Source organism: Streptomyces cellostaticus, from assembly GCF_001513965.1.
Lineage (GTDB): Bacteria > Actinomycetota > Actinomycetes > Streptomycetales > Streptomycetaceae > Streptomyces > Streptomyces cellostaticus.
The window spans coordinates 209,204-235,535 of the sequence record NZ_KQ948016.1; the positions used below are offsets into that span (position 1 = coordinate 209,204).

Consider the following 26,332-nt stretch of genomic DNA (forward strand, 5'->3'; position numbering starts at 1 on the left):
CGTGGGGGTCGCGGCTCGGCCAGGAGTAGGCCGTGACCGGGTCCGGGGTGTTGTCGGGGTCTGGTCAACACGCTTCAATGCGGGGGAACTCGGGGCCATGCACGCCGGCGTACGCACACGGCGACGCATGTACGGGCGCTCCGGCGCCCACGGGGGTGGCCCCGCACACCTGCTCCAGCGGTCCGACCAGCCGTCGTGACATCTCATAGAAAGGCCCTGTGCATGCGGCACGCCACAGAACACGCGGACATCCCCACCGCGGAACTGCACACGGCCCTGCGGGGCGGCCCCTTCCACGTGGCGCTGCGCGCCGCGATCGCCGCCCGCGGCCTGCCGCTCCAGCGTGTGCAGCACCACCTGTCGCGCCACGGGGTCAAGGTCGGGGTGACCAGCCTGAGTTACTGGCAGCAGGGTGCCCGCCGCCCGCAGCGCCCGGAGTCGCTGCGCGCCGTACGGGCCCTGGAGGAGATCCTCCAGCTGCCGGACGAGTCCCTGATCCGGCTGCTCACGGAGTCCGGCGAACGCACCGCCACCGGCCGTGCCTCAGGCCGCTCGTACCGCTCCCTGGTCGAGGCCTCCGACGTCCTCAACCGGCTCCAGGCCGACCTGGGCTGGTCCCTCGACGGCGGACTGCACACCCTGGGCCACCACGAACGGGTCCGGATCGGCGCCCACCGCCAACTGGCGGGCCGCGAGTCCCACCACATCGTGCGGGCCCACCGCGACGGCGTCGACCGCTTCGTCGCCGTCCACCACGGCGACCCCGGCTGCAGCCCGCGCGCGATGACGGTGCACGCCCTGGAGAACTGCCGCACCGGACGCGTCCGCCTGGACCAGGACACCGGTGTGCTGGTGGCCGAACTCCTCTTCGGCACCCGGCTGCGCTCCGGCGACACCTTCCTCTTCCGGTACGGCATCGAGGACGGCACGGCCGGGGTCTCACGCGAGTACGTCCACGGTTTCGGCTTTCCGGGCGGCCAGTACGCGCTCCAGGTGCGCTTCGACGGGGCCGCTCTGCCGGCGCGGTGCCACCGCTTCACCCAGCACTCGCCCGCGGCCCCGCGCAGCGGTCGGCACGAGCTGCCCCTCAGCGGACCACATCACAGCGTCCACGTGGTCGAGCCCCGGATCCGGCCGGGTCTGGTCGGCATCTCCTGGGACTGGGAGTGAGCGCCCGGCCCTTGACTCGGCCGTAAGGGCCGGTCAGGCACCCGGGCCGGCGACGATCCTGCCGTTCGCGGTCTTCACCGGCAGCTCGTTCAACGGCTCGGTGGCCGGCGCCTGGACCACCTTGCCGGTCACGGCGTCGAACTGGCTGCCGTGGCAGGGGCAGATCAGGGTCGTCCCCTGGAGCTTGTTGATGGGGCACCCCGCGTGCGTGCAGATGGTGCTGTACGCCTTGAGGGCCCCGCTCCCGTCCCGGCTCACCACCACGTTGTGGTCCCGGTAGAGCTTGGCGCCGCCCTTGGAGACCTCGCTCTCGGCACCGAGGTCGACCGGCGCGGTCGGAGCCGCGTCGGCCGAGGCACCGCCGGGGGCCGAGCAGGCGGCCAGCCCGAGCCCGGTGACCGGGACCACGGCGGCTCCTCGCAGGACGGTACGGCGACTCGTGGACGGATGCGACGGTCGGGCGGGCATCAGGGACTCCGTCTCCACTGGTCAGGGGGTGTGCAGGCCGACGATACCTGGGCACAACGGCCGGGCCCTGAGCAGGGGCGATGAGCGGGGACGGGGTGGTTCCCGGCACGCAAACGTTTGCGTAAGCGTTTACGCGAGGGTGGTGGATGGGGTACCTTCCCGGCGTCCAGCCAGTCCCAGCTCAGCGGCTCAGCGGCTCAGCGGCTCAGCGGCTCAGCGGCTCAGCGGCTCAGCGGCTCAGCGGCTCAGCGGCTCAGCGGCTCAGGAGGAAACGCGATGCCCACCATGGCGGACGTCGCCCGGAGCGCGGGAGTTTCCGTGGCGACCGTCTCCCACGTGCTCAACGACACGCGTCCGGTGCTGCCCCACACCCGCCAGGCCGTGCTGGAAGCCGTCGACGCCCTGGGCTACACGCCCAACACCCTCGCCCGCTCCCTGGTGACCTCCCGCACCCGCTCGATCGGCCTCGCGGTGTCGGCGATCAGCAACCCGTACTTCACGGAGATCCTCCAGGGCGTCGAGGCCACCGCCCTGGACGCGGGCTACAGCCTGCTCATCGCCGACCCACACGACGACCCCGCGCACGAACGCAAGGTCGTCCAGCTCCTCCACGAGCGCCGAGTGGACGGCATGATCGTCGCCCCCTCCGCGAACCCGCAGGACCTCGTGGCCTACCTCGGCCGCCACGCCGTGCCGACGGTGCTCCTGGACCGGGTGCTCCCGACGGGTGACCGCCCCACAAGCGCACCGCACCTCGATCAGCCCTCTCCCGACCAACCCTGTTTCGATCAGGTCTGTGCCGAGAACACCGGACCGACGGCCCGTCTCGTCACCCACCTCGCCGGGCTCGGCCATCGCCGGATCGGTCTGGTCGCCGGGCTGGCGGGGCTCAGCACCACGAGCGAGCGGATCACCGGCTACCGGCAGGCACTCGCCGCCGCCGGCCTCGGCCACGACGAGGCCCTCGTCGTCTCCGGCAACTCCGAGTCAGCCGCCGCCGAGCGGGCCACGGCCGCCCTGCTCTCCCTCCCCGCTCCGCCGACGGCCCTGGTCACCGCCAACAACGCCATGACCATCGGCGCCCTGCGCGCCCTGCGCAGGCTGGGCCTGGCCGTGCCGGACGACATGGCCCTGTGCTGCTTCGACGACTTCGTCTGGGCCGACCTGTTCTCGCCCCGGCTCACCGCCATCGCCCAGCCCAGCAGGGAAATCGGCGCCCAGGCCGTCCGGGTGCTCCTGGACCGGCTGGCCGCACCGGACCGGCCCGCCCGGACCGTACGACTGCCCTGTACCTTCGTCCACCGCACCTCCTGCGGGTGCCCGGAGGACCGGGACGAGGCCCAAGGCCCCCGGCCGGACGGTCCCGGCGGGAGAACCGAACCATCCGCGCTGTCCGAGAAGGGAACCGCTTCGTGATCGTCGTCGCCGGTGAGGCACTGATCGACCTGGTTCCGCACGGCCCGGGTGCCCTGGCGGACCTGAAGCCGGCGCTCGGCGGCGGCCCGTACAACACCGCCGTGGCCCTCGGCCGCCTGGGCTCCCCGACCGCCTTCTGCTCCCGCACGTCGTACGACGCCTTCGGCGAGGCCCTGCTCGACGGGCTGCGGCAGGCGGGGGTGGACGTGTCGGGCGTACAGCGCGGCCCCGAGCCGACCACCCTCGCGGTCGCCGCCATCGACGCCGGCGGCTCGGCCGCGTACTCCTTCTACGTCGACGGCACCGCCGACCGCCTGTTCACCGCAGCGGCCGGCCTGCCCATCGGCACGCGCGCGGTGTCCTTCGGCACCTGCTCGCTCGTCCTGGAGCCGGGGGCGAGCGCCTATGAGGAGCTGATGCGGACCGCCGCCGGGCAGGGCCTGTTCACCGCGCTCGACCCCAATATCCGGGCCGGCCTGATCCCGGACGCGGACGCCTACCGGGCGCGTTTCAAGAGCTGGCTGCCCTCGGTGACGCTGCTGAAGCTGTCCGCGGAGGACGCCGAGTGGCTGGGCGGCACCCCGCGCGAGTGGCTGGCCGCGGGACCGTCGGCCGTCGTGATCACCCGGGGCGGCGACGGCCTCACCGTCCACACCCGGGAGGGCGCGGAGTACTCCGTACCGGGCGAGAAGGTCGAGGTCGTGGACACCATCGGCGCCGGTGACACGGTGAACGCGGCCCTGTTGCACGGTCTGTCCGCCCAGGAGGCGCTGTCGTCGGAAGCGCTCGCCGCCCTGGGCGCGGACGGCTGGCGGCGGCTGCTGCGGTTCGCGGCACGTGCGGCGGCGATCACCTGCTCACGAGCGGGGGCGGAGCCGCCGTATGCGGCCGAGCTGGGCCAACTGTGATCTCGGTGTAGTTGTCAAGGTGCGGCCGGACATGCAGTTCGCGGAACCGGTCGAGTCTGCCGAACCGCAGAGTCAGGGTGGCTGATGGTTGAACGAGCGGCGCCCCGCGGGGAGTTCCCGCGGGGCGCCGCTTTTTTGATGATGCGTCAGCGCAAGGCCCGTGTCGCGCCGGTATCGGATTCAGGCCTTGCGGGCCCGCGTCGTCTTCTTCGCGGGTGCCGCCTTCTTCGTGGCCGCGGCGGCCTTCTTGGTCGCCGTGTTGTTGGCCTTGGCCGTCACCGTCTTCTTCGCCGTCGACTTGGCCGCCGCGGTCTTCCTGACCGCCGTGCCGCGCGGCGCCTTCACCGGTTCCGCGTCGCTGATGCGGTCGGCGCCGAGGATCTCGCGCAGGAACTTGCCCGTGTGACTGGTGGGGACCCCAGCGACCTCCTCGGGCGTGCCCTCGGCGACCACGAGGCCACCGCCGGCGCCGCCCTCCGGACCCATGTCGACGATCCAGTCGGCGGTCTTGATCACGTCGAGGTTGTGTTCGATGACGATGACCGTGTTGCCCTTGTCGACCAGGCCGGACAGGACCTTGAGCAGCTTGCTGATGTCCTCGAAGTGCAGACCGGTGGTCGGCTCGTCCAGGACGTAGACCGTACGCCCGGTGGAGCGCTTCTGCAGTTCGCTGGCGAGCTTGACGCGCTGCGCCTCACCGCCGGACAGGGTGGTGGCGGACTGGCCGAGCCGAACGTAACCGAGGCCGACGTCCTTCAGGGTCCTCAGGTGCCGGGAGATGGCCGGAACGGCCTCGAAGAAGTCGGTCGCCTCCTCGATCGGCATGTTCAGCACGTCGGAGACGGACTTGCCCTTGTAGTGGACCTCCAGGGTCTCCCGGTTGTACCGGGCGCCGTGGCAGACCTCGCACGGAACGTAGACGTCCGGGAGGAAGTTCATCTCGATCTTGATCGTGCCGTCGCCCGCGCAGTTCTCGCAGCGACCGCCCTTGACGTTGAAGGAGAAGCGGCCGGGCAGGTAGCCGCGGACCTTCGCCTCGGTGGTCTCGGCGAACAGCTTGCGGATGTGGTCGAAGACGCCGGTGTAGGTCGCCGGGTTGGACCGCGGGGTGCGGCCGATGGGCGACTGGTCGACGTGGACGACCTTGTCGACGAGGTCGTCGCCGTCCACGCGCGTGTGCCGTCCGGGGACGCTGCGCGCGCCGTTCAGCTCGCGGGCCAGGTGCGTGTAGAGGATGTCGTTGACCAGCGTCGACTTGCCGGAGCCGGACACGCCCGTGACGGCCGTGAACACGCCCAGCGGGAAGGACACGTCGATGTCCTGGAGGTTGTTCTCACGGGCGCCGTGCACCGTGAGCCGGCGGGACGGGTCCTGCGGGCGGCGGATGTCCGGCAACGGGATGGACTTCTTGCCGGACAGGTACTGACCCGTCTGCGACTCGTCGTTGCCGAGCAACTCCTTCAGGGAACCGCTGTGCACGACCTTGCCGCCGTGCTCACCGGCGCCGGGGCCGATGTCGACGATCCAGTCGGCGACTTTGATGGTGTCCTCGTCGTGCTCCACGACGATGAGTGTGTTGCCCATGTCGCGAAGCCGGACCAGGGTCTCGATCAGCCGGTGGTTGTCCCGCTGGTGCAGACCGATGGAGGGCTCGTCCAGGACGTACAGGACGCCGACCAGGCCCGAGCCGATCTGGGTGGCCAGGCGGATGCGCTGGGCCTCGCCGCCGGAGAGGGTGCCGGCCGCGCGGTTGAGGGAGAGGTAGTCGAGGCCGACGTCGACCAGGAACCGCAGCCGCTCGTTGACCTCCTTCAGGACCCGCTCGGCGATCTTCTTGTCGCGGGCGTTGAGCTTGAGCTCGCCCAGGAAGTCCGCACAGTCACTGATCGACATCCCGGAGACCTCGGCGATCGACTTCTCCATGATCGTGACGGCGAGGACGATCGGCTTCAGGCGCGTGCCCTCGCAGGAGGGGCAGGGCACCTCGCGCATGTACCCCTCGAAGCGCTCGCGGCTGGCGTCGCTCTCGGCCTCGCTGTGCCGGCGCTTGACGAACGGCACCGCACCCTCGAAGGGCGTGGTGTACACGCGCTCGCGGCCGTACCGGTTGCGGTACCGGACCTCGATCTGGGTCTTGTGGCCGTGGAGCAGGGCTTTCTTGGCTCGCTGCGGCAGACCGGCGAAGGGGATGTCCGTCCGGAATCCCAGGGCGTCCGCGAGGGCGCCGATCAGGCGGCCGAAGTAGTCCTTGGTGTGCCCGTGCGACCAGGGGTGGATGGCGCCCTCGTCCAGGGACTTGTCCGGGTCCGGGACGATCAGCTCCGGGTCGACCTCCATGCGCGTGCCGATGCCGGTGCACTCGGGGCAGGCGCCGAAGGGCGAGTTGAAGGAGAAGGAGCGGGGCTCCAGCTCTTCGAAGGACAGGTCGTCGTACGGGCAGTACAGGTGCTCCGAGTACATGCGCTCGCGCTCGGGGTCGTCCTCGGGGAGGTCCACGAAGTCGAGCACGACCATGCCGCCGGACAGGCCGAGGGCGGTCTCCACGGAGTCGGTGAGCCGGCGCTTGGCGGAGTCCTTCACCGTGAGGCGGTCCACGACCACCTCGATGGTGTGCTTCTCCTGCTTCTTCAGCGTCGGCGGGTCGGAGAGCTGGATCGTCTCGCCGTCCACGCGCGCGCGGGAGTAGCCCTTGGTCTGGAGGTCGGCGAAGAGGTCGACGAACTCGCCCTTGCGCTCGCGCACGAGCGGCGACAGCACCTGGAAGCGGCTCCCCTCCGGCAGCTCCAGGACCTTGTCGACGATGGCCTGCGGCGACTGGCGCGAGATGGGGCGGCCGCACTCGGGACAGTGCGGCTTGCCGATGCGCGCGAAGAGCAGACGCAGGTAGTCGTAGACCTCGGTGATGGTGCCGACCGTCGAGCGCGGGTTGCGCGAGGTCGACTTCTGGTCGATGGAGACCGCCGGGGACAGGCCCTCGATGAAGTCGACGTCCGGCTTGTCCATCTGGCCGAGGAACTGCCGGGCGTACGAGGAGAGCGACTCCACGTACCGGCGCTGGCCCTCGGCGAAGATCGTGTCGAAGGCCAGGGAGGACTTGCCCGACCCGGACAGGCCCGTGAAGACGATGAGCGAGTCACGAGGCAGGTCGAGCGAGACATTCTTCAGGTTGTGCTCGCGCGCGCCACGGACGATGAGACGGTCGGCCACGCCGGTCCGCACCTTTCTTGAGAGAAGTGACAGGGGCGGGGCCCCCGTGCTTCTTCGAGACTAGGGGGAGCCACTGACAACGCCGGTCGGATTTCCCGGTTGCATAACAACCCCCGGACATCCAGCATGCCCGACGTCGCCTTCGACGATATAGCACGTGCTTTCGATTTGCGGTCGGGGTTCACCACCTTCACCCAAAGGTGTGGCGGGGCTAGGGTCAGGCCCATGACTGATCACGCTCATGACCTGGTCTGTGTACGGGACGCGACCGAGCGGCTCCTCACCGCTGCCGCCGCACTGGACAACGCTTCGCTCGCCGAGCCGTCACGGCTTCCGGGATGGACCCGCGGGCACGTCCTCGCTCACCTCGCCCGCAACGCGGACGCGCTCGTGAACGTCCTGGAGGGCCGTCCCATGTACGCGAGCGCCGAGGTGCGCGACGCCGACATCGAGCGGGACGCCCCGCGCCCCCTGGACGTCCAGCTCGCCGACGTGCGCGAGAGCGCCGGCCGCTTCCGGGAGGCGGGGGCCGCGCCGGCGGACTGGACGCGCACGGTCGAGCTGCGCAACGGGGTCACCGACTCCGCGTCCCGGGTGCCGTTCCGGCGCTGGGGCGAGGTGGAGCTGCACCATGTCGACCTCGGGATCGGGTACGAGCTGGAGGATCTTCCGGCCGAGTTCACGGAGCGGGAGATCGACTTCCTGACGCGGCGGTTCTCCGGGCACCCCGACGTCGCGGCGACCCGCGTCACGGACGGCAGGCACGCGTGGACCACGGGACGCGAGGCGTCCGAGCCCGAGGTCACGGTCAGCGGCGCTCCGGCGGACCTGCTGGGCTGGCTCGCCGGACGCCGTGAGGGGGCCGCGCTGAAGGCGGCGGGCGGCGCACTGCCGCAGCTGCCTCCGTTGTAGGCCGACGACAGCCCTTCGAGCACTCCCCCGCTATAGGCTGATCACCATGACGTACACCGGAGATGTCAAGGTCGGCGGACCGGCAGACGTGCACGAGCTGAAAGACCTGATGATCACCAAGATCGCGGTCGGCCCGATGGACAACAACGCCTATCTGCTGCGCTGCCGGGCCACCGACGAGCAGCTCCTCATCGATGCCGCCAACGAGGCACACACGCTGATCGCCATGATCGGTGACGACGGCATCGCGTCCGTCGTCACCACGCATCAGCACGGCGACCACTGGCAGGCGCTGGCCGAGGTCGTCTCCGCCACCGGTGCCCGTACGTATGCCGGACGGGACGACGCTCCGGGCATCCCGGTGCCCACCGACGTCCTGGTCGACGACGGTGACGTCATCAGGGTGGGGCGCGTGGAACTCACCGCGCGCCACCTCGTCGGGCACACCCCGGGCTCCATCGCGCTGGTCTACGACGACCCGCACGGCCACCCGCACGTCTTCACCGGGGACTGTCTCTTCCCGGGCGGTGTCGGAAACACACGCAAGGACCCGAAGGCCTTCGCCAGCCTGATCCACGACGTCGAGACGAAGATCTTCGAAGTACTGCCGGACGAGACCTGGGTGTACCCCGGGCACGGCAACGACACCACGCTGGGTGCGGAGCGGCCGCAACTGCCGGAGTGGCACGCGCGCGGGTGGTGAGTGGCGAGCGCCTCATGGCTCGTGGTCCGTGTGCGGCTGCGGGTGCGTGGGGGCTTGTCGCGCAGTTCCCCGCGCCCCTTTTGCAGCGCAGGCGGCTCGAGAAGTTGGCGTTTCTGCGCTGGGCGCACGCCCCGCATGTGCACCCGGCGCACATCTCGCCACGCGCGCCCCGTGTGAACTGTTCGCACGCGCCGGGGGTGCATGCGCGCTCCCCTGGCGCCGTGTCACGCAGTCAACTGGTAGCAGCCCCGCACAGGATGACGGCTCCTGCGCGGTATGGGCCGCCGGTCTTCCAACCCCGCCCTCGGCCGGCGGCCCAGGCCAGGGCCACCTCGGGGGCAGTGTTCACACGACTGCAACACCGGTTCCCACTATGCGGACAATGAACGTCGTGACCTGGACAAACAGGGGGTTCACTGCCAATCTCCCGCCATGTACCTTGCCCCTCGCGCACTGCGCCGCGCGGTAGCCGCCGCCACGATAGCCCTGCTCGCCACCGCCGTCGGCTGTGCTCCGCAGCCCGAGGACAAGGCGTCGGCCGCCCCGTCCGGGTCCGCCGCGAAGAGCTGCGCCAAGGGCAAGTTGGCCACCCGGACGTCCGGGAAGCTGACGATCGCGACGGACGAGCCCGCGTACGAGCCGTGGTTCAAGGACGACAAGCCCGCGAACGGCAAGGGCTTCGAGTCCGCGGTCGCCTACGCGGTGGCGAAGCAACTGGGCTACGACAAGAGCGCGGTCGTCTGGCAGAGCGTGCCGTTCAACAAGGCGTTCGCGCCCGGCGTGAAGACGTTCGACTTCGACATCAACCAGGTGTCGATCAGCACCGAGCGCAAGAAGGCCGTGGACTTCTCCTCCGGTTACTACGACGTGCGCCAAGCCGTCATCGCGCTGAAGGGCAGCAAGGCCGCCAAGGCGACGAGCATCGCGGACTTGAAGGACCTCAAACTGGGCGCCCAGGTGGGCACCACGAGCCTCGACTACATCACCGATGTGGTGAAGCCGAAGCAGCAGGCCGCCGTGTACGCCAAGAACGACCAGGCCAAGTCGGCGCTGAAGAACGGTCAGGTCGACGCCATCGTCACCGACCTGCCGACCGCGTTCTACATCACCGCGGCCGAGGTGACGGACGCGAAGATCGTCGGCCAGTTCGAGAACCAGGGCGGCACGCCCGAGCAGTTCGGGCTTGTGCTCGACAAGGGCAGCGCCCTGACCTCGTGCGTGACCGGTGCCGTCGACGCCCTGCGCAAGGACGGCACGCTCGCGAAGATCGAGAAGCAGTGGCTCTCCGACGCCGTCGATGCTCCGGTGCTCAAGTGACCGTCACCAAGGGCGAGTCCGCTCGGGAGGGGGCGGACGACAAGGGTGACATGACCGGCGGCGCCGGGCACGCGGTGCCCGGCGCCGGTGACGGGTACGCGCCCTCCGAGCGGCGGCTGGAACGCGAGCGCTACAAGAGGGCACGCGCACGCCGCGCCACGGCCGTCGCGGCGCTCTCGACCCTGGTCACGGCCGTCGTGCTCTACCTGGTCGTCGTCAACGCGCCGGGCTGGCCGCGCACCGAGGAGACGTTCTTCAGCGCGCAGTACGCGCGCGAGGCGTTCCCGAAAGTCCTCGAAGGGCTGTGGCTGAACGTCCGCCTCCTGCTCATCTGCGGTGTCGCCGTGCTGGTCCTCGGCATTCTGATCGCCGTCGCCCGCACCCTGCGCGGCCCGGTGTTCTTCCCGCTGCGCGTGCTGGCGGCGGCGTACACCGACTTCTTCCGCGGCCTTCCGCTCATCATCAACCTGATGATCGTGGTGCTGGGCGTGCCGGCACTGCGGCTGCAGGGCGTGACGGTGGATCCGGTGCTGCTGGGTGGTACGGCACTGACGCTGACGTACTCGGCGTACGTGGCCGAGGTGTTCCGGGCGGGCATCGAGTCCATCCACCCCTCGCAGCGCGCCGCGGCCCGCTCGCTGGGCCTCACCAATCGGCAGGCCCTGCGCTACGTCGTACTGCCCCAGGCGGTGCGCCGTCAGGTGCCGCCGCTGCTCAACGACCTGGTGTCGCTGCAGAAGGACACCGGCCTGGTATCGATCGGCGGCGCGGTGGACGCCGTACGGGCGGCCGACATCATCGTCGGCCGCAGTCTCAACTACACGCCGTACATCGTCGCGGGGCTGGTGTTCGTCGCGCTGACCATCCCGATGACCCGCTTCACGGACTGGGTGACGGCCAGGATGGACCGGCAGCGGGCCCAGGGAGGATCGATATGAGTACGGCACCCCAGGACGGCTCCCCCGTGCTGCGGATGGAGTCCGTCCGCAAGACCTTCGGAGGCTCGGTCGTGCTGCGGGACGTCGACCTGGAGGTCGCCCCACACACCGTGACCGCGCTGATCGGTGCTTCCGGCTCGGGCAAGTCCACGCTGCTGCGCTGTGCGAACCTCCTGGAGGAGATCGACGACGGCGCGATCTGGCTGGACGGTGAGGAGATCACCGACCCGCGCGCCGACCAGGACGCGGTACGGCGTCGCATCGGTGTGGTCTTCCAGGCGTACAACCTCTTCCCGCACATGACCGTGCTGGACAACATCACGCTCGCCCCGCGCCGGGTGCACGGCGCCTCCCGTGCGCAGGCCGAGGAACGGGCCAGGGAGCTGCTGGAGCGCCTCGGACTGAGTGGCAAGGCCGATGCCTACCCGGACCGGCTGAGCGGCGGCCAGCAGCAGCGTGTGGCGATCGTGCGGGCCCTCGCCGTACGGCCCCGGCTGCTGCTGCTCGACGAGATCACCGCCGCGCTCGACCCTGAACTCGTGGGCGAGGTACTGGAAGTGGTCCGCGGCCTGAAGGACGAGGGCATGACCATGGTGCTGGCGACGCACGAGATGGGCTTCGCCCGGGACGTCGCCGACCAGGTTTGTTTTCTGGACGGAGGGGTCGTGCTGGAGCGCGGCACCGCGGACCAGGTGTTCGGCGACCCGCAGCAGGAGCGCACGCGGCGCTTCCTGCGGCGGATCGTGGAGGCCGGCCGCCTGTAGTCCCGCGGGGGCTACGCGTCGGCCGGTGCCGCCCCCACCAGGGCAGCGACCCGCTCCACGCCGAACACGTAGCCCTGCACCCCGCAGCCCGCGATCACACCGTCGGCGCGCAGCGAGACGTACGAGTGGTGCCGGAACGACTCGCGCTGGTGGATGTTGGAGATGTGCACCTCCAGCACGGGCATGCCGTCGCAGGTGTTGAGTGCGTCCAGAATCGCAACCGACGTGTGGGAGTAGGCGCCGGGGTTGATGACGATCCCGCAGTGGTGGAGCCGCGCCTCGTGGATCCAGTCGACCAGCTCGCCCTCGTGGTTGGACTGCCGGAAGTCCACCGTGCCGCCGTGCGCGGCCGCCGCCTTCGCGCACATCGCCTCGACGTCGGCCAGCGTGTCCTTGCCGTAGATCTCGGGCTGGCGCTGGCCGAGGAGGTTCAGGTTGGGCCCGTTGAGGATCATGATCGGGGCGTTGGCCAGGGTGCGGGGCACGGTTCCTCCGGTCCGTTCGGGGCGGTGCGTCGGTGACCGCCGCTCGGACCCGGTCTATCACGGTGCCCGGAGCGGGCGACCGGCCGTGCGCGCCGGCCGCCGCGGCGCGCGCCGCGGTCTCGGTGATCACCTCCGCGCGCCCCCGTAACCCCTGATCACTGTGGGTAGTTGACGCGACATGCACGATGTACGCGCCGTAAGGGCTCCCTCCATGCCTCGGCTTGCCGCCGCCTCGCTCGCCGGGACCGCGATCGAGTTCTACGACTTCTTCGTCTACGGGACTGCCGCGGCCCTGGTCCTGGGTCCGCTGTTCTTCCCGACGTTCTCACCGGTGGCGGGGACGCTGGCGGCGTTCGGGACGTTCGGGATCGGGTTCGTGGCCCGGCCTCTGGGTTCGGTGCTGTTCGGGCACCTCGGCGACCGGCGCGGGCGACGGCCGGTGCTGGTCATCTCGCTGCTGCTGACCGGCGCCTCGACGGTCGCGGTCGGGTGCGTACCGACGTACGGGTCCATCGGCACGGCGGCCCCTGTGCTGCTGCTCGTCCTGCGCTTCCTGCAGGGGCTGGGGCTCGGCGGGGAGTGGGGCGGAGCAGTGCTGCTGACCGCCGAGCACGCCCCGCCGGGGCGGCGCGCCCTGTGGTCGAGCTTCCCTCAAGTGGGGCCCGTGTTCGGGTTCGTGCTCGCCAACGGGGTGATGCTGGCGCTGTCGGCTGCCCTGTCCGACGCACAGTTCGCGCAGTGGGGCTGGCGGGTGCCGTTCTGGGCGGCCGGTGTGCTGGCGCTGGCCGGGCTGTGGCTGCGCTCGTCGCTCGCCGAGAGCCCCCGGTTCCTGGAAATCGACGACCACGCGCGCGTGCCGCTCGTCGAGGTCGTGCGGCACGACTGGCGGCTGGTGCTGCTTACGGCGGGGGCGCTGGCCGTCGGATACGCGGTGTTCTACGCGGTGACGACGTGGTCGCTGGCATATGCCACCGAACGGCTCGGAGTGAGCCGCACCGTCATGCTGACCTGCGTCATGGCCGCCGTGGTGGTGGAGGGCGCGCTCACGCCCCTGATGGCGCTGCTCGGCGACCGCTACGGGCGCCGCCCGATGTGCCTGGCGGGGTGCACGGCATGCGCCCTGTGGATGCTGCCGATGGTCGCGCTGCTGGCGACGGGCGAGCCGCTGCTGATGTTCCTCGGCATCCTGGGCGCGCTGATCGCCTTCATCACCATGTTCGCGGTGATCGCCGCATATCTGCCGGAGCTGTACGAGGCCCGGGTGCGCTGCACGGGTGCAGCGGTCGGCTACAACCTCGGCGGGGTCCTCGGGGGCGCGCTCACGCCGATCGTGGCCACCGCCCTCGCGGAGCACGGCGGGCGTGTTCCGTGGGGGGTGGGCGCCTATCTGACCGGCATGGCGCTGCTGAGTCTCGGCTGTTTCGCGCTGCTGCCGGAGACGCGGCCGGTCCCCGTACCGGCGATGGAGCCGGCCACGGGCTGACCGGGCAGGCCACGCTATGGGTTGATCGCCAGCTCCAGGTAGGCCGCGAACAGCACGAGGTGCACACCGCCCTGCAGGGGTGTGGCCCGGCCCGGGACCACCGTCAGGGAGCTGACCACCACGGTCAGCGCGAGCAGCAACATGTGGGTCGCGCCGAGGCCGAGGACGAGCGGTCCGGACAGCCAGACGGAGGCGAGCGCGACGGCGGGGATGGTCAGGCCGATGCTGGCCATGGCCGAGCCGAGCGCGAGGTTGAGGCTCGTCTGCACCCGGTCGCGGCGGGCGGAGCGCAGCGCAGCGATCGTCTCGGGCAGCAGCACGAGCAGGGCGATGACGACACCGACGACCGCCTGGTGCAGCCCGGCCGCCTCCACTGCGGACTCGATGGTGGGCGACACGCCCTTGGCCAGACCGACCACGCCGACCAGGGCGAGGCCGAGCAGACCGAGGCTGGTCCAGGCGGCACGCGCGGAGGGAGGCTCGGCGTGGTCGTCCGCGGTGATGACCTCGCCCTGCCGGGTGATCGGCAGGAAGTAGTCGCGGTGCCGCACGGTCTGGGTGGCCACGAACAGGCCGTAGAGGATGAGCGAGGACAGTGCCGCGAACGTCAGCTGCACGGTGGAGAACTCAGGCCCGGGCTTACTGGTGGTGAAGGTCGGCAGCACCAGGCTGAGCGTGGCCAGGGTCGCCACCGTCGCCAGGGCGGCGCCGGTGCCCTCGGGGTTGAAGACGGCGGTGCCGTGGCGCAGGGAGGCGACGAGGAGGCAGAGCCCGACGATGCCGTTGCAAGTGATCATCACGGCGGCGAAGACCGTGTCGCGGGCCAGGGTGGAACTCTTGTCACCGCCGTCGGCCATCAGGGTGACGATCAGGGCCACCTCGATGATCGTGACGGCGAGGGCGAGCACCAGCGAGCCGAAGGGCTCGCCGACGCGGTGGGCGACCACCTCGGCGTGATGCACCGCGGCCAGGACGGCCCCGGCGAGAACCAAGGTCACCAGCGCGACCACTGCGCCGGGCAGATCCCGGCTCCAGGTGAAGATCAGCAGGACGACCGCGAGCACCGGCACGAGGAGCGTCCACTGTGCGATGAGCGACCTGAGCCGAGTGATCATGCAGCGATGGTTACAGACACATACGGAGTTCGCATTACACCCTTTTCGGATCCCTTCTCATCCTTTCGGTGCGAGGCCCCGGCACAGGTGCGACCGGGACCTCGCAGGGTCGGGTGACCGTGCCCGCGCCCCCTACGGCCGGGCGTCGACGCTGTCCTTCGCGGCGGCGTCGCCACTCCCGCTGGGCGCAGCCTCGGCGGCCGCCTGCTTCTTGGAGGCCATCAGGCTGGTGATCGTGGTGGCCACCAGGACGGCGCAGATCACGCCGAGCGAGACCGGGATGCTGATCTCGGGGACGTGGACCCCGGACTCGTGCAGCGCGTGCAGCACCAGCTTGACGCCGATGAAGCCGAGGATGATCGACAGGCCGTACGACAGGTGGACCAGCTTCCTCAGCAGGCCGCCGATGAGGAAGTACAGCTGCCGCAGCCCCATCAGGGCGAAGGCGTTGGCGGTGAAGACGATGTACGGGTCCTGGGTCAGGCCGAAGATCGCAGGGATGGAGTCCAGCGCGAACAGCACGTCCGTGGTGCCGATGGCGAGCATCACGACCAGCATCGGGGTCATGACCCGCTTGCCGTTCTGCTGGATCCACAGCTTGGTGCCGTGGTACCGGTCGGCCACGCCGAACCTGCGCTCCGCGGCCTTCAGCAGCTTGTTCTCCTCGTACTCCTCATCCTCCTCGTCGGCGCGGGCCTCCTGGATGAGCTTCCAGGCGGTCCAGATCAGGAAGGCACCGAAGAGGTAGAACACCCAGGAGAAGCTGGCGATGATCGCGGCTCCGGCCGCGATGAAGACGGCCCGCAGGACCAGGGCTATGAGGACACCGACGAGCAGGACCCGCTGCTGGTACTGCGAGGGCACCGCGAACTTCGCCATGATCAGGACGAAGACGAAAAGGTTGTCGACGCTCAGGGACTTCTCGGTGATGAAGCCCGCGAAGAACTCGCCGGCCGGCTGCCCGCCGCCGAAGACGAGCAGGCCGAGGCCGAAGAGCCCGGCCAGGGCGATCCAGACGACCGTCCAGATTCCGGCTTCCTTGATCGACACGTCATGGGGCTTACGACCGATGAAGAAGTCGACCGCGATCAGGGCGGCCAGCCCCACGATGGTCAGGACCCACAGGGTCATGGAGACTTCCACTGCACCTCCGGCATTACGTAACGGCAAACATCAGCGTTGTCGCTGCCGGAGGTCTCTTCCACCCAGGATGGGCCGACGTCCCGGGATCCTCATCGATCCGTACTGACGGGTGCGTCGCAGTCAGGGAGTACTCCCCTCCGTACGGAAGACGTTACCGAAAGACCAAGGAAAGGTAAAGTGGTAGGCAAAGAAAGTTCCAAACTCCCTGGTCGGGAGTGCTTTACCTGCGCTTGGTGCGGGCTGCCGTCACCTCGGCGAGCACTTGCTGGAGGATGCTGCTGCCGGGCGGCACCAGCGAGGGCTCGTATGTCCAGGCATGGCCGACCCAGGGGTCGGCGAGGTGATCGTCGGGCACGGGGGTGAGTCGCATGAGCGAACGCCACAGCGGGTCGAGCAACGGGCCATAGGCCTCGGCGTCCTCGCGATCCGCGACCATCACCAGGTGGACGCCGACGGCGGGACCCTCGTCGGCGAGATAGCGCAGCTGGGTCACGGCCCGGTCGTCGAAGCCGTGCGGGAAGTCGTTGACGATCAGGAGCTGCTGCGCGGTGTCGATGTCGGGTGGCAGCGACTCGGCCGCGCCACCCCGGATCGCCATCTGCATCAGGTCGACATGCCTGGTGAGCCGCCCCAGGACGTCCGTCACGCCCGCCGCGCCAGTCGCGGGCGGCGCCACCAGCGCCCCGGCGCGGGTCAGTGGCTGGAGCGCCTGTGCTCCGGCACCGGCCGGGTCGATGACCTGCACGGCGAACTCCCCGGCCGGGTGGACGGCGAGCAGCCGGGCCGCCAGCGCCACCGCGGCCTCCATGGCGAGCCGACGCAGCTCAGCGGGGTCCGGGATGGTGTCGTCGGGACCTGCCACGGGGCCGCTGTCAATCCACAGACCGCGTTCCAGCGGGAGCCTGACCAGCAGCGGGATACGCAGCGAGACGCTCTCGGGGAGATGGAGATCGCCGAGCCGCAAGGCCAGCGGCGGCTCGGCCGGCGCCCGGTAGCCGTGCCAGACGGGGTTGTCCCAGCGGGCGTAGGCGAGCGGGAGCGCGGGCTCGACGACCTCGGACTCGGCGGTGAGCTGAGCGAGGTCGCGGTCGAGTGCCGCCCGGGCCTGGTCGACCAGCTGGGAGTGCCGGGCGTGGGCCGCCTCGCGCGCGACGTCTCCCGCCGTGCCGAGCCGGCTGCGCGGGTCGCTGAGGACCTGGTCGAGTTCCTTCTCCAGGCGGGAGTCGGCGAAGTCGACGGCGCTGCGGTATGCGGCCGTGGTGCGGGCCAGGTCCTCGAACATGCCCCAGACCTGGTTGTACAGCCGCTCCTCCATCGACCAGCCCACCGCGTCACCCGCCACGGGCTGGGCGGGCTGGTCGTCCGGGGCCGGGCCCGCCGTGGGCGGGGGCGGGGGCGGAGCGGTGTGCGTACGGCGGTGGGAGTGGGTGTAGTCGACCGGGCCACCGGAAGCCGGTACGTCATGCGCGTCAGGACTGTCGTACGACGGCATCGGCGCAGGTGTTGCGGCGTCCGGGACGTGCTGCGGTGGCGGTGCCGGTATCGCGCGGGCCAGGCTCCGCGTCACGGCCTCCTGGATCTGCGCCGCGAGGTCGCCGGGCTGGGGCAAGCCCTGGTCGGCGAGGAGTGCGGTGAGCCCTCCGGCGTAGCCCTGGCCCACCGCGCGTACCTTCCAGGCCCCCTGTCGGCGGTACAGCTCCAGGGCGACGACGGCCGACTCGGCGTCCAGGCCGGTGAGGGTGAAGCGGACGATCCCGGTGCCGTCGAGGCCTGTGACCACCGTCGTCGGAGCGGCGAACGCGCCGAACCGGAGCGGGCCTCCCGGCCGTTCGGGCAGTGCGAGCAGCACCGAGACACGGTGGACCGCCTCGGGCAGGGCGGCCAGGTCGACGGCCAGACGGTGGTCGGTGGCGGCCTGCCCGGAGACCTCGATGCCGGGCAGGGTGGGGGCACCGGGGTGGACCACCCACGGAGCGCCGTGCACGGTGCCGTGCTCGTCGCCGAGCGTGGCCCCTGCCAGGACCGGCACCCCGGCCGAGATCCGGATCTCCAGCCGGACCTGGGACAGCGGGTGGTTCTGTCCCCGCACCAGCTCGGCCGTCATCTCCGTCGCCCCCCCCTGTGTCGTGTTGTCGTACGCGCCTGCCCGATCGAGCGGGCCTCCTACAGGTGCGGCAGGATCGCCGGCATCAGGTCCTGGAAGGTGCGGCCGTTGGCGGGGGTACCCAGAGCGGTCATCGTCCAGCCCGAGCCCGCCCGGTGCACCTTCGCCATGATCTGGGCGGTGTACTCGCCGCCACCGGCCAGCGTGTAACGGGCGAGCTCCTGGCCGTTGGTCTCGTCGACGAGGCGGCAGAACGCGTCCTGCACCTCCTGGAAGGTCTGGCCCGTGAAGGAGTTCACGGTGAAGACGATCTGGTCGATGTGGACCGGAACGCGCTGCAGGTCCACGAGGATGGACTCGTCGTCACCGCCCTGGCCGACACCGCCGACGAGGTTGTCGCCGGTGTGGCGCACGGAGCCGTCGTCGCTCACCAGATGACGGAAGAAGACGACATCGACCGGCTGCTTCTCGGCGAAGAGAACCGCCGAGGCGTCCAGGTCGATCTCACGGGTGCGCGAGCCGAACAGGCCGCGTCGCTTCGCCGCCTGCCAGCCCAGACCCATGCGGACCGCGGTCAGGGTGGCCCCGTCCTTCTTCTCCAGGCTGATGGCCTGACCCTTGGTCAAGTTGACGGACACGGCTGGTTCCCCTCTCGGTGTTCCCCTGTTGCCGCGCACTGCGCGGTGCCAAGAACCCTACGCAGGGGCACTGACAGTGCCGAACCCCGGCCCGCGCTTTGTGTCGGTGTTGCAACACTGGACGCATATGCCGAGGTCCGGCAGGGTCACGAGGGCTCAGGCGAGGCCTGCTTCCCGCATCTGGCGCAGTTCCTTCTTCATCTCGGAGACCTCGTCGCGCAGCCGGGCGGCGATCTCGAACTGCAGCTCGGCGGCGGCGGCGCGCATGCGCTCCGTCATCTCCTCGATCTGCTCGGCGAGTTCGGCCGCCGGACGGTCCGTGGGTACCGCGGCCCCTGCCTTGCCCTTGGTGGACTTGGCGGCCTTGCCGGCCTTCGCGCCCTTGGCCGCCTTGTCGCCGAGCGACGGGACGGGGGCCTTGGCACCCTTGCCGTCCTTCAGCTTGCGGTAGCCGGAGCCGAGCAGCTGTTCGGTGTCGACCTCCTCGCGGGCGATCTGCGCGACGATGTCGTTGATCTTCTTGCGGAGCGGTTGCGGGTCGATGCCGTTGGCCTTGTTGTAGGCGACCTGCTTCTCCCGGCGCCGGTTGGTCTCCTCTATGGCCTTCTCCATCGCCGGAGTGATCTTGTCGGCGTACATGTGGACCTGGCCGGAGACGTTGCGCGCCGCGCGGCCGATGGTCTGGATCAGCGAGGTACCGGAGCGCAGGAAGCCTTCCTTGTCGGCGTCGAGGATGGCCACCAGGGACACCTCGGGCAGGTCGAGGCCCTCCCGCAGCAGGTTGATGCCGACCAGGACGTCGAACTCGCCGGAGCGCAGCTCGCGCAGCAGCTCGACGCGGCGCAGGGTGTCGACGTCGCTGTGCAGATAGCGCACCTGGATGCCGAGTTCCAGGAAGTAGTCGGTGAGGTCCTCGGCCATCTTCTTGGTGAGCGTGGTGACCAGGACACGCTCGTCCTTCTCGGTGCGCTTGCGGATCTCGTGCACCAGGTCGTCGATCTGCCCCTCGGTGGGCTTGACCACGACCTCCGGGTCGACCAGGCCCGTCGGGCGGATGATCTGCTCCACGACGCCGTCCCCGCGGGACAGCTCGTAGGTGCCCGGAGTGGCCGACAGGTACACCGTCTGCCCGATGCGCTCCTGGAACTCCTCCCACTTCAGGGGGCGGTTGTCCAGCGCGGAGGGCAGCCGGAAGCCGTGCTCGACGAGGGTGCGCTTACGGGAGGCGTCACCCTCGTACATGGCCCCGATCTGCGGGACGGTAACGTGCGACTCGTCGATGACGAGCAGGAAGTCGTCCGGGAAGTAGTCCATCAGGGTGTTGGGCGGGGAACCGGGCAGGCGGCCGTCGAAGTGCATCGAGTAGTTCTCCACGCCGGAGCAGCTGCCGATCTGGCGAAGCATCTCGATGTCGTACGTGGTACGCATGCGCAGGCGCTGGGCCTCCAGGAGCTTGCCCTGCTTCTCCAGCTCGGCCAGGCGCTCCGCCAGCTCCTTCTCGATGTCGTTGACGGCCCGCTCCATGCGCTCGGGTCCGGCGACGTAGTGGGAGGCGGGGAAGACGTACAGCTGCTGGTCGTCGCTGATGATCTCGCCGGTGAGCGGGTGGAGCGTGGAGAGTGCCTCGATCTCGTCGCCGAACATCTCGATACGGACGGCCAGCTCCTCGTAGACCGGGAAGATCTCGATGGTGTCGCCGCGGACCCGGAAGGTGCCCCGGCTGAAGGCCAGGTCGTTGCGTGTGTACTGGATGTCGACGAAGCGGCGCAGCAGCTCGTCCCGGTCCATCTCGTCGCCGACCCTGAGGGGGACCATTCGGTCCACGTACTCCTGCGGAGTACCGAGGCCGTAGATGCAGGACACCGAGGCGACCACGATGACGTCGCGGCGGGTGAGCAGCGAGTTCGTCGCCGAGTGGCGCAGGCGCTCGACCTCCTCGTTGATCGAGGAGTCCTTCTCGATGTAGGTGTCCGACTGCGGGACGTAGGCCTCGGGCTGGTAGTAGTCGTAGTACGAGACGAAGTACTCGACCGCGTTGTTCGGGAGGAGCTCGCGGAACTCGTTGGCCAGCTGGGCGGCCAGCGTCTTGTTCGGCGCCATCACGAGGGTGGGGCGCTGGAGCTTCTCGATCATCCACGCCGTGGTGGCGGACTTGCCGGTGCCGGTCGCGCCGAGCAGGACGACGTCCTTTTCACCTGCCTCGATGCGCTTGGCCAGCTCGGCGATGGCCGCCGGCTGGTCTCCGCTGGGCTGGTAGGGGCTGACGACCTCGAAGGGCGCCACCGTGCGTTCGATGTGAGAAACGGGCCGCATGCCACCCACCGTACGACCCCCCACTGACAACGCGTCCCGATCAGCGGTTCTGCGGGGTGCGGGAGTCGTGGTGCTTCGGGTGGCGGATCGGCCGGCCACCGGAATGGAGTGGCAGGCGACGGTCGTGGTGGGAGGCGACGGCGGCGGCCGGGACACCCGGTTTCTCCTCGACGGCGGCTCCGGTCGGCCTGCCCATGACCATCAGCGGGTCGAACATCACGACGACGCCGGCGAGGAGCAGGAAGGCGAGCGGGCCGATCAGCATCGGCGCGAGCACCGAGGCCGGTGAGCCGCCGGTGCCGGCGCCCGAGGTGCCGTGGAGGTGGACGTCGAGGGCGGCCATACCGGTGTAGTGCATACCGCTCACGGCGAGACCCATCACTAGGCTCGCCCCGACACTCCACAGGAAGCCCCGGACACGTCCGGCCGCCCACAGGGCGGCGGTGGCGGCCACGACCGCTATGACGACGGAGGCGGCGACGGTGAGCGTGTTGTAGGTGAACCGCCCGTCGAAGTGCATGCCCGCCATGCCGAGGTAGTGCATGGAGGCGACACCCAGACCGGTGATGGTGCCACCTGTGAACAAGGCGGTGCCGGTGGCGCCCCGGTAACCGACGATGAAGATCCCGACGCCCACCATGACGATGGCGAGGCCGAGGCTCGCGTAGGTGATCGGCTTGTCGTAGTGGATCGGCGTCTCCTTGATGGTGAAGCCCATCATGGCGACGAAGTGCATGGTCCAGATGCCGGAGCCGATCGCGGCCGAGCCGAGGGCCAGCCAGGCGGGTCTCCGGGAGTGCGTGACCAGCAGGGACCGGGTGGTGCAGCGCAGGCCGAGGGCGCCACCGAGGCAGGCCATCAGAAAGGCCACCAACGGGGTGACGGCCCCGTAGCTGAATCCGTCGACCGTGCCTTGCATGCGCGGCTGCCCTTCCGCCCTCTTGCGTCCCGGAATATCTGAAATGCGCCCCCGTCCCAGGACCGCGACGGCGGTCAGGGTTGACGCAGAGAGTATGACCCCCACCGGAATGGTCGAACGATTTTCCGGCAAAGAAACACGGCTCTGCCCCACTTGTGCGGCACCGGTGAGGGGACTTGGACACCTCCATTCAATGTGTGGCCGTCCTGCACCCGGGTGTTGTTGACTCTCTGCTGTCAAGCTGGTGCTGTCGGTATTCGCTCGACGCGAGGAGGACGCATGCACGCGCGCGTAGCCGCCGCCATCGCCACGGCGGCCCTGGGGGTGGCCGCCCTGCTGAGCCCCACGCCCGTCGCCCGGGCGGGCGAGTCCGGCGAGCCCACGGTGATCGCCCACCGCGGAGCCTCGGCCTACGCTCCGGAGAACACCCTGGCCTCCATCGACAAGGCGGCGAAGCTGGGCTTCTCCTGGGTCGAGAACGATGTCCAGCGCACCAAGGACGGTGAACTGGTCGTCATCCACGACGGCAGCCTGGAGCGCACCACGAACGTGAAGGAGCTCTTCCCGGGCCGGGCGCCCTGGAAGGTGAAGGACTTCACCGCCGCCGAGATCGCCCGGCTGGATGCGGGCGGCTGGTTCTCCCCCGCCTACGCGGGCACGCGCGTGCCGACTCTGGAGCAGTACATGCGCCGGGTCGAGCGCAACCACGAGAAACTGCTCCTGGAGATCAAGAACCCGGAGCTGTACCCCGGCATCGAGCAGCAGACCCTGAAGCTTCTCGGCAACCAGGGCTGGCTGGACCAGAAGCACCTCGGACGGCTGATCGTGCAGAGCTTCAGCGCCGACAGCATTCGCACCGTCCACGAGCTGAAGCCGGCGCTCACCACCGCCTACCTCGGCAGGCCGTCCGTGACGCAGCTGCACCAGTACGCGCGCTTCACCGACCTGATCAATCCGTCGTACGGTTCGATCTCCAAGGGGTACGTCTGCACCGTGCACTCCGTCGAGGGAGCGCACGGCAGGCCGCTCGGTGTGTTCGTCTGGACGGTGAACGACGCGGACACCGCCCGGAAGGTCAAGGACTACGGCGTCGACGGGCTCATCACCAACAAGCCCGACGTGGTCCGGGCGGCGCTCGAGGCGGGCTGAGCCTGCCCCCGGCGCGGCGGGCATTGTCAGTGGCGGGTCGTACCGTGGGCGCATGGACAGCCATGGGCAGGACGAGCAGCGGGTCGTGTGGGCCGTCGTGGGCACCGGCATCGGCCCGTTGATGCTGGCGGCGACCCGCGACGGACTGGTCAACGTCGTCTTCCACGCCACGGACGAGGTGCGCGAGCGGGCTCTGGAGCGACTGACGGCCCGGCTGGGCACCGAGCCGGCCGAGGACCCGGACTCGCCACTGCTGGCCGAGGCGATACGGCAGGTGGAGGCGTACTTCGCGGGCGAGCGCCACGACTTCGACCTGCCCCTGGACTGGTCATTGATCTCGGGCTTCAACCGGCAGGTGCTGCGCGAGCTGGCCTCCGGCGTCCCGTACGGCACCGTGGTCGGGTACGGCGATCTGGCCGGGCGCGTCGGGCAGCCGGGCGGGGCCCAGGCGGTCGGCGCGGCGATGGGTGCCAATCCGCTGCCGGTCGTCGTGCCGTGCCACCGGGTGGTGGAGAGCGACGGCGGCATCGGCGGCTTCGGGGGTGGCCTGGAGACCAAGCGGAAGCTGCTCGCCCTGGAGGGCGTGCTGCCCGAGCCGCTGTTCTGACACCAGCGCTAGGCGTAGTGCCGGGCCTCGAAGACGTTGCCGTCCGGGTCCCGGAAGTAGAAGTTGCGTGTGGCCTTCCCGCGGGCGCCGAAGGAGTCATGGCCGATGCCGGTCACGGGGACGCCATGCGCGTCCAGGCGGGCGAGCAGGGCGTCGAAGGCGGCGGACGGCAGGGACAGGCAGACGTGGTTGACGGGGTGGCCCGCGCTGTCGGCGGAGCCGGGGAGCATGTTCATGCGCTCCGCGATGCTGCGCGGCGCGAGGTCGAGGATCGTCTCCTCGTTGACGCGCACGGAGGGGAACGACACCTTTCCCTCGGTGAACTCGGTGACCCTCAGGGGCTCCAGTCCGACGGCGTCCTCGTAGAAGCCGGCCGCCGCGACCGGGTCGGCCACCCACAGGACGACGTGGTCGAGACGCGTGGTGTGGTTCGTCATGCGGCCCAGGCTGGTGGTGTCTCCCACAGACCGCAAGCGTTTAGCCGGGCGTGCCGCCCGCCAGAGATGAGGGAAGACCGACAGACAGGAGGCGGGCGCGTGGTGCTGGTGATATCGGAAGAAGTCAGGGCAGCGATCGACGCGCGGCGGCCGGTGGTGGCCCTGGAGTCCACGATCATCGCGCACGGACTGCCGCGTCCGCGCAATCTGCAGGTGGCGCTGGAGCTGGAGGACGTGGTGCGGCAGGAGGGCGCCGTGCCCGCGACCATCGCCGTACTGGACGGGTGCCCACGGGTCGGCCTGGACAAGGAGCAGCTGGAGCGGGTCGCGAACGAGGACGGCATCCGCAAGCTGGGCCACCGCGACCTGCCGCTGGCCGTGGCGGCGGGGGTGAGCGGGGCGACCACGGTGTCGGCGACGGCGCAGCTGGCGGCACTGGCGGGTGTCCGGGTGTTCGCCACGGGCGGGCTGGGCGGTGTGCACCGGGAGTGGACGGTGACGCAGGACGAGTCGGCCGATCTGGGCCTGCTGGCACGGACGCGGATCACGGTGGTGTGCGCGGGCGTGAAGTCGATCCTGGACGTGCCGGCGACCCTGCAGCGGCTGGAGACGCTGGGCGTGGCAGTCGCCGGATACCGCACCGACCGGTTCCCCGGCTTCTACCTGTCCGACTCCGGACATCCGGTCGACTGGACGCTGCAGAGCCCGGAGCAGGTCGCTGACGTCATGCGGGCACAGGACACGCTCGACGCGGCGGAGTCGGCGCTGATCGTCGCCAACCCCGTACCGCAGGAGCAGCAGCTCGATCCCGGGCTGCACGCGCGCGTGCTCGCCGACGCGCTGCGCGCCCTGGAGGAACAGGGGATCACCGGCCAGGCGGTCACGCCGTTCCTGCTCGACTACCTGGTCCGGCACACGGACGGCGCCTCGCTGAACGCCAATCTGGCCGCCGTGCGCGGCAATGTGCGGCTGGCGGCGCGGATCGCCGCGGCGTGGACCAGGAGGTGACCGAGGGCCGGGACGGGGCGCTGCTGGTCGTCGGGGATGTCGTCACCGATGTCGTAGCCCGGCACCGGGGGCCGCTCGCGGGCGGCACCGACACGGCCGCCTCGATCCGGACCCTGCCGGGCGGTGCGGGCGCCAACGTGGCCTGCTGGGCGGCCCACGCGGGCTGTGCGCACGTACGGCTGCTGGGCCGGGTGGGCGCGGACGCGGCACAGTGGCATGAGCGGGAGCTGGTGGCGGCCGGGGTGCGGCCCCGGCTGGTGGTCGACCCGGACGCGGCGACCGGGACGGTGATCTGCCTCGTCGACGCGGGCGCGTCGGCCGAGCGGACGTTCCTCACGGACAGCGGGGCGTCCCTACGGCTCGAACCCGCCGACTGGTCGGACGCGTTGCTCGACGGGGTCACCCGGCTGCACCTGTCGGGCTATCTGCTGTTCTCCGAGCCGAGCCGGGCGCTCGCCGAGACGGCCCTTGCGGCGGCACGCGCACGTGGCGTGCCGGTCAGCCTGGATCCGGCGTCGGCGGGCTTCCTCGTGACGCTCGGGGTGGACCGTTTCCTGGCGTTCGCGGACGGGCTGGACGTGTTGCTGCCCAGCCGCGACGAGGCGTGTCTGCTGACGGGTCTGCCCGACTGGGCGGACGCGGCGGCCAAGTTGAGCCGGCTGGTCCCGCTGGTGGTGGCCAAGTCGGGTGTGGACGGGGCGCTGGTGGCCTGTTCCGGGACCGTGGTCGCCCGGATTCCGGCCACACCGGCGACACCCGTGGACACCACGGGCGCCGGCGACGCGTTCACCGGCGCGTTCCTCGCCGCCCTGGTCGCGGGCGCGGATCCGCAGGAGGCGGCGGCTCAGGGGTGCGGGGCGGGAGCGCGGGCGGTGGAACGGGTGGGCGGCAGACCGCCGCACCAGAGCATCGGCGGATAGGCGTTACGCCACGCCCCGATCCGCGCGTCGAGACAGCGGCCCCCACGCCACAGCCGGATTTCCGCACATCGAGAGGCTGGGCCGTCCGGCACCACCGAATCCGCGCAACAAGCGGCTGAGCCTCACGCCACCACCGAATCCGCGAGTCGGCGGGCATACCTTGTCTCACACGCCGCACCCGGCTGCGAGGGCCACCACGCCCTTGCCT

At 70.3% G+C, this 26,332-nt stretch carries 23 protein-coding genes; 13 read left to right on the plus strand and 10 right to left on the minus strand.

What is annotated here, in order from left to right; all coding sequences use genetic code 11:
- Positions 1–222 precede the first annotated feature (222 nt).
- Positions 223–1,170, plus strand: coding sequence for a hypothetical protein (locus AQI88_RS04575; protein WP_066992262.1), 948 nt, complete (start codon positions 223–225; stop codon positions 1,168–1,170).
- Between the two features lie 33 nt (positions 1,171–1,203).
- Here AQI88_RS04575 and AQI88_RS04580 read toward each other — a convergent pair whose 3' ends face one another.
- Positions 1,204–1,638, minus strand: a complete 435-nt coding sequence (locus AQI88_RS04580; RefSeq protein WP_066993636.1) for a QcrA and Rieske domain-containing protein — start codon at positions 1,636–1,638, stop codon at positions 1,204–1,206.
- Between the two features lie 276 nt (positions 1,639–1,914).
- Between AQI88_RS04580 and AQI88_RS04585 the strand changes: the two genes are divergently transcribed.
- Together AQI88_RS04585 and AQI88_RS04590 are read left to right on the plus strand one after the other, a co-directional pair.
- Positions 1,915–3,054: a LacI family DNA-binding transcriptional regulator gene (locus tag AQI88_RS04585; RefSeq protein WP_066992265.1), complete on the plus strand. Its 1,140-nt coding sequence runs from the start codon at positions 1,915–1,917 to the stop codon at positions 3,052–3,054.
- Positions 3,051–3,962 carry a carbohydrate kinase family protein gene (locus tag AQI88_RS04590; RefSeq protein WP_066992268.1) on the plus strand — a complete coding sequence of 304 codons (912 nt, stop codon included), beginning with the start codon at positions 3,051–3,053 and terminating at the stop codon, positions 3,960–3,962. Before AQI88_RS04585 ends, AQI88_RS04590 begins: the two co-directional genes overlap by 4 nt.
- A 180-nt stretch (positions 3,963–4,142) precedes the next feature.
- Here the strand turns inward: AQI88_RS04590 and uvrA are convergent, their stop codons facing one another.
- Positions 4,143–7,169 carry an excinuclease ABC subunit UvrA gene (gene uvrA, locus AQI88_RS04595; protein WP_066992271.1) on the minus strand — a complete coding sequence of 1,009 codons (3,027 nt, stop codon included), beginning with the start codon at positions 7,167–7,169 and terminating at the stop codon, positions 4,143–4,145.
- A 225-nt stretch (positions 7,170–7,394) separates the two neighbouring features.
- Between uvrA and AQI88_RS04600 the strand changes: the two genes are divergently transcribed.
- The 5 genes from AQI88_RS04600 to AQI88_RS04620 all read left to right on the plus strand — a co-directional run bounded on the left by AQI88_RS04600 (position 7,395) and on the right by AQI88_RS04620 (position 11,803).
- The gene (locus AQI88_RS04600; RefSeq protein ID WP_066992274.1) at positions 7,395–8,081 is read left to right on the plus strand and encodes a maleylpyruvate isomerase family mycothiol-dependent enzyme; all 687 of its coding nucleotides are present in this window, start codon (positions 7,395–7,397) and stop codon (positions 8,079–8,081) included.
- 46 nt (positions 8,082–8,127) lie between these two features.
- Positions 8,128–8,784, plus strand: coding sequence for an MBL fold metallo-hydrolase (locus AQI88_RS04605; protein WP_066992277.1), 657 nt, complete (start codon positions 8,128–8,130; stop codon positions 8,782–8,784).
- Positions 8,785–9,216: 432 nt separating this feature from the next.
- Positions 9,217–10,101 carry an ABC transporter substrate-binding protein gene (locus tag AQI88_RS04610; protein ID WP_066992281.1) on the plus strand — a complete coding sequence of 295 codons (885 nt, stop codon included), beginning with the start codon at positions 9,217–9,219 and terminating at the stop codon, positions 10,099–10,101.
- Complete coding sequence (locus AQI88_RS04615) at positions 10,098–11,039, plus strand: amino acid ABC transporter permease (RefSeq protein ID WP_066992284.1); 942 nt, start codon at positions 10,098–10,100, stop codon at positions 11,037–11,039. The genes AQI88_RS04610 and AQI88_RS04615 overlap by 4 nt, the downstream gene beginning before the upstream one ends.
- Positions 11,036–11,803 carry an amino acid ABC transporter ATP-binding protein gene (locus AQI88_RS04620; RefSeq protein WP_066992287.1) on the plus strand — a complete coding sequence of 256 codons (768 nt, stop codon included), beginning with the start codon at positions 11,036–11,038 and terminating at the stop codon, positions 11,801–11,803. Before AQI88_RS04615 ends, AQI88_RS04620 begins: the two co-directional genes overlap by 4 nt.
- An 11-nt stretch (positions 11,804–11,814) precedes the next feature.
- Here AQI88_RS04620 and aroQ read toward each other — a convergent pair whose 3' ends face one another.
- Positions 11,815–12,288, minus strand: coding sequence for a type II 3-dehydroquinate dehydratase (gene aroQ, locus AQI88_RS04625; protein ID WP_066992290.1), 474 nt, complete (start codon positions 12,286–12,288; stop codon positions 11,815–11,817).
- A 211-nt stretch (positions 12,289–12,499) separates the two neighbouring features.
- Here aroQ and AQI88_RS04630 point away from each other — a divergent pair, with 211 nt between their 5' ends.
- The gene (locus AQI88_RS04630; RefSeq protein ID WP_066992292.1) at positions 12,500–13,771 is read left to right on the plus strand and encodes an MFS transporter; all 1,272 of its coding nucleotides are present in this window, start codon (positions 12,500–12,502) and stop codon (positions 13,769–13,771) included.
- Between the two features lie 14 nt (positions 13,772–13,785).
- Here the strand turns inward: AQI88_RS04630 and AQI88_RS04635 are convergent, their stop codons facing one another.
- The 6 genes from AQI88_RS04635 to AQI88_RS04660 form a co-directional block, all read right to left on the minus strand.
- On the minus strand, positions 13,786–14,886 hold the full coding sequence (locus tag AQI88_RS04635) for a calcium:cation antiporter (protein WP_066992295.1): 1,101 nt from the start codon (positions 14,884–14,886) through the stop codon (positions 13,786–13,788).
- A gap of 132 nt (positions 14,887–15,018) precedes the next feature.
- Positions 15,019–16,029, minus strand: coding sequence for a TerC/Alx family metal homeostasis membrane protein (locus AQI88_RS04640; protein ID WP_107118459.1), 1,011 nt, complete (start codon positions 16,027–16,029; stop codon positions 15,019–15,021).
- A gap of 220 nt (positions 16,030–16,249) precedes the next feature.
- Positions 16,250–18,133: a TerD family protein gene (locus tag AQI88_RS04645; protein ID WP_066992300.1), complete on the minus strand. Its 1,884-nt coding sequence runs from the start codon at positions 18,131–18,133 to the stop codon at positions 16,250–16,252.
- 59 nt (positions 18,134–18,192) lie between these two features.
- Complete coding sequence (locus AQI88_RS04650) at positions 18,193–18,771, minus strand: TerD family protein (protein ID WP_066992303.1); 579 nt, start codon at positions 18,769–18,771, stop codon at positions 18,193–18,195.
- A gap of 156 nt (positions 18,772–18,927) precedes the next feature.
- Positions 18,928–21,084, minus strand: a complete 2,157-nt coding sequence (gene uvrB / locus AQI88_RS04655) for an excinuclease ABC subunit UvrB (protein ID WP_066992306.1) — start codon at positions 21,082–21,084, stop codon at positions 18,928–18,930.
- Positions 21,085–21,124: 40 nt separating this feature from the next.
- Positions 21,125–22,003, minus strand: coding sequence for an MHYT domain-containing protein (locus AQI88_RS04660; RefSeq protein WP_066992308.1), 879 nt, complete (start codon positions 22,001–22,003; stop codon positions 21,125–21,127).
- Between the two features lie 279 nt (positions 22,004–22,282).
- On the opposite strand from AQI88_RS04660, the gene AQI88_RS04665 reads away from it, so the two are divergent.
- Together AQI88_RS04665 and AQI88_RS04670 are read left to right on the plus strand one after the other, a co-directional pair.
- The gene (locus tag AQI88_RS04665; protein ID WP_066992312.1) at positions 22,283–23,152 is read left to right on the plus strand and encodes a glycerophosphodiester phosphodiesterase; all 870 of its coding nucleotides are present in this window, start codon (positions 22,283–22,285) and stop codon (positions 23,150–23,152) included.
- 52 nt (positions 23,153–23,204) lie between these two features.
- The gene (locus AQI88_RS04670; protein WP_066992314.1) at positions 23,205–23,759 is read left to right on the plus strand and encodes a methylated-DNA--[protein]-cysteine S-methyltransferase; all 555 of its coding nucleotides are present in this window, start codon (positions 23,205–23,207) and stop codon (positions 23,757–23,759) included.
- Positions 23,760–23,767: 8 nt separating this feature from the next.
- On the opposite strand, the gene AQI88_RS04675 is transcribed toward AQI88_RS04670, so the two are convergent.
- Positions 23,768–24,196 (minus strand): VOC family protein, encoded by a 429-nt coding sequence (locus tag AQI88_RS04675; protein ID WP_066992316.1) that lies wholly within the window; start codon positions 24,194–24,196, stop codon positions 23,768–23,770.
- A 99-nt stretch (positions 24,197–24,295) separates the two neighbouring features.
- Between AQI88_RS04675 and AQI88_RS04680 the strand changes: the two genes are divergently transcribed.
- Both AQI88_RS04680 and AQI88_RS04685 read left to right on the plus strand, forming a co-directional pair.
- Entirely contained in the window at positions 24,296–25,204 is a 909-nt protein-coding gene (locus tag AQI88_RS04680) for a pseudouridine-5'-phosphate glycosidase (RefSeq protein WP_066992320.1), read from the plus strand.
- A complete protein-coding gene (locus AQI88_RS04685) occupies positions 25,189–26,124 on the plus strand; it encodes a carbohydrate kinase family protein (RefSeq protein WP_066992323.1) in 936 nt (311 codons plus the stop codon). Before AQI88_RS04680 ends, AQI88_RS04685 begins: the two co-directional genes overlap by 16 nt.
- Positions 26,125–26,332: the final 208 nt, after the last annotated feature.